The organism is Aeromonas sp. HMWF014 (assembly GCF_963878295.1).
GTDB classification, from domain to species: domain Bacteria; phylum Pseudomonadota; class Gammaproteobacteria; order Enterobacterales; family Aeromonadaceae; genus Aeromonas; species Aeromonas popoffii.
The window spans coordinates 1-3,162 of the sequence record NZ_CAWNYS010000020.1 but is presented as its reverse complement, the minus strand read 5'-3'; the positions used below and the strand labels follow the sequence as shown (position 1 = coordinate 3,162).

Annotated in this window: 3 protein-coding genes and 1 other annotated feature; of the genes, 2 read left to right on the top strand and 1 reads right to left on the bottom strand. The window is 59.9% G+C overall.

The annotated features are described in order from the left end of the window. Nucleotides 1–130: 130 nt before the first annotated feature. Nucleotides 131–1,027, bottom strand: coding sequence for an ATP phosphoribosyltransferase (hisG, locus tag AAC083_RS00715; RefSeq protein ID WP_108537819.1), 897 nt, complete (start codon nt 1,025–1,027; stop codon nt 131–133). Nucleotides 1,028–1,052: 25 nt separating this feature from the next. Beyond that, nucleotides 1,053–1,181 (bottom strand) — a sequence feature (His leader region). Between the two features lie 182 nt (nt 1,182–1,363). On the opposite strand from hisG, the gene AAC083_RS00710 reads away from it, so the two are divergent. Both AAC083_RS00710 and AAC083_RS00705 read left to right on the top strand, forming a co-directional pair. Continuing rightward, nucleotides 1,364–1,606: a hypothetical protein gene (locus tag AAC083_RS00710; RefSeq protein WP_042037673.1), complete on the top strand. Its 243-nt coding sequence runs from the start codon at nt 1,364–1,366 to the stop codon at nt 1,604–1,606. Between the two features lie 67 nt (nt 1,607–1,673). Continuing rightward, nucleotides 1,674–3,162, top strand: a 1,489-nt coding sequence (locus AAC083_RS00705; RefSeq protein ID WP_108537818.1) for an ATP-dependent DNA helicase, incomplete at its 3' end; no start/stop codon positions are given.

Below are 3,162 nucleotides of genomic sequence, written 5' to 3'. Positions count from 1 at the left end.
CCGCTGCGATGATCTCTTTGACCACGGCGCCGATATCGGCCTCGTCATTGAGGGCGGGGCGGGTCAGCACGTCGGCCTGCTGGGCAGGAGAGAGGGTCTTCCAGATCAGGGTCTGCATGATATCCCTTCCTTATTCCATCATTTTTTCGATGGGCAGCACCAGAATGGAGCTGGCGCCGAGGGCCTTGAGCTGCTCCATGGTCTCCCAGAACAGGGTCTCGCTGGAGACGACGTGCAGGGCCACCTGATTGGTGTCACCGGCCAGCTGCATGATGGTGGGGCGCTCGGCACCCGGCAGCAGATCGGTGATGGCATCGAGCTTGTCTTTAGGGGCGTGCAGCATGATGTACTTGCTCTCGCGCGCCTGCTGCATCCCCTGAATGCGGGGCAGCAGTTTGTCGATAAGCTGCTGCTTGGCATCGGACAAGGGGTTGGGGGTCTGCACCAGTACCGCCTTGGAGCGGTAGATCACCTCGACCTCTTTGAGGCCATTGGCCTCCAGCGTTGCGCCGGTGGAGACCAGATCGCAGATGGCATCGGCCAGCCCGGCACGGGGGGCCACTTCCACCGAACCACCCAGCATGACGCTCTTGAACGCGAGCCCTTTTTCGTCGAAGAAGCGCTTGAGCAGCCCCGGATAAGAGGTGGCGATACGCTTGCCTGCCAGACTCTCTGGCCCTGTGTAGGTCACATCATCCGGCACCGCCAGCGAGAGGCGGCAGCCGCCGAAATCGAGCTGCTTGAGGGTTTTGACCTGTGCAGGCAACCCCTGGGAAGCGCGAATGAGTTGCGCCTCCTCCAGCACGTTCTCACCTATGATGCCAAGGTCAACCACCCCTTCCATCACCAGACCCGGGATGTCGTCATCACGTACCCGCAGGATGTCGATGGGCATGTTTTCCACATGGGCGATGAGGCGCTGCTCACGCAGGTTGATCTTGAGGCCACAGCTCTTGAACAGGGCTTGGGAGTCCTGGCTCAGACGACCGGACTTTTGCATGGCGATACGCAGGCGTTGTGTTTCCATTTGCTCGATTTCCTTCTAGTCAAAAACGAAAAAACCCTCGGAAGTATGTGCTTCCGAGGGTTTATGAATCTTGCGGTCCTTTTGGAAGTCACCAGTTAAGTGTCTTCCAGCAGCCAACCTCCTGAAAGACTAGTCGGGATGATGGTGGTGATGAGTCTTCAGGGTGGTGAACTGCATGTAATCAATCCTTTACAAATAAGATGTCGTAGTTGACGCCTGATTTACACTACCTGCCTTGACAGAAAATGCAACCGGAAACTGTGATTTGATCGATTAAAGTTGAGGAAACGGTTTTCTGGTCGATAACTAGACAATACCCCTACAGGAGTCGCCATCATGCCCAGCCAGGACCTGTTGTTCCCCATTTTACCGAGGGCGCCAGCGACCCCGAGTCCTGACGACATCAAGCGGGAAGTGACCCAGATCAGTCAGAAGCACCAGCTGCGCAAGACCAGCACCGACAACGGTGAGTCCCAGCAGCGTCAGCAGGCCTATCCCTCTGCCAAGCGTGATCAGTCAAAGCCTAAAGAGGACGATCACAAGCCGGATCCCGAGCACCAGATCGATCTCTTCGTCTGAACGCATTATCAGTCCCGTTTTAACCGCATTTTTGGCATAATGCCCGCTTTTGCTGCGGGACGCCCTTTTGACCATCCAGACCCTGTTCAAGCCAGATGGCCCTCTGGCCAGCCACATCGACGGCTTTGTTGCCCGCGCCCCGCAACTGGCCATGGCCGAGGCCGTCTCCAGTGCCATCAAGCGCGGTGGCCGTCTGCTGGTGGAGGCGGGAACGGGCACCGGCAAGACCTATGCCTATCTGGTCCCTGCGCTGGAGTCCGGCAAGCGGGTGGTGATCAGCACCGGCTCCAAGAACCTGCAGGAGCAGCTCTTCTATCGCGATCTGCCGACCATCACAGGGGCGCTCTCCTACACCCCGCCAGTGGCCCTGCTCAAGGGGCGCAGTAACTATCTCTGCATCGAGCGGATGAACCGGCTCCTGAGCGAATCCCATCTGCAAAAGCCGGAAGTGCTCAATGATCTGGTGAAGGTCAAATCCTGGTCCACGGCTACCGATAACGGCGATGTGGGGGACATCCCGGGGTTGCAGGAAAACGCCGAGATCCTCACCCACGTCACCAGCACCAACGATAACTGCCTCGGGCGTGACTGCCCCTATTACGACGACTGCCATCTTGTGGTTGCTCGTCGCCGCGCCATGGATGCCCAGGTGGTGGTGATCAATCATCACCTCTTCTTCGCCGATATGGCGGTGAAAGACACAGGGTTTGGCGAGTTGGTGCCCGAAGCGCAAGTGTATGTGTTCGACGAGGCGCACCAGTTGGCGGAGATCGCCACCAACTACTTCGGCAAGTCGGTGGGCAGCCGCACCATCCAGGATCTGGCGCAGGATATCCAGCTGGCCTATCGGGCCGAGGCGCACGACATGGCCCAGCTCGGCAAGGCGGCGGACCGGCTCTCCATCGCCAGTCAGGATCTGCGTCTCGCTTTTGGCGTGGATGGCGGTCGTGGCAATACCCGTGACATGCTGCGCCAGCCGCTTTGGGGGCAGGCGTTAGCCCGTCTCAACGACGCCATCGGGCTTTGCTACGAGGTGCTGAAACTGGCGCTCGGGCGCGGCGAGCAGCTGGATCACGCCTTCGAGCGGATCTGCGAGCTGCGCACCCGCCTTGGGGAGGTGCTGGCGGTCAATCAGACCGGCTTCTCCTACTGGTATGACTGCTCGCGGCTCCATTTTTCCCTCAATTTGACGCCGCTCTCGGTGGCCGAGCGCTTTGGCGCCGAGGTACTGCGCCCCGAGGTGGCCTGGATCTTTACCTCCGCCACCCTGACGGTGGACATGCGCTTCGATCACTTTGTGGCCGAGCTGGGACTCGCGGGCAGTGCCGAGCTTATCCTCGACAGTCCGTTCGACTATGCCGAGCAGGCGCGGCTCTGTGTGCCCCGCTATCTGCCCGAGCCCAATGCCTTCGGGCGTGGCGAACAGCTGGCCCAGCTGATGATCCCCCTCATCAACAAGACGCCGGGGGGCTGTTTCTTCCTCTGCACCAGCCATCAGGTGATGCGCCAGGTGGCCGAGGTGCTGCGCCGCGAGATAGGCCGCACTGTGCTGCTAC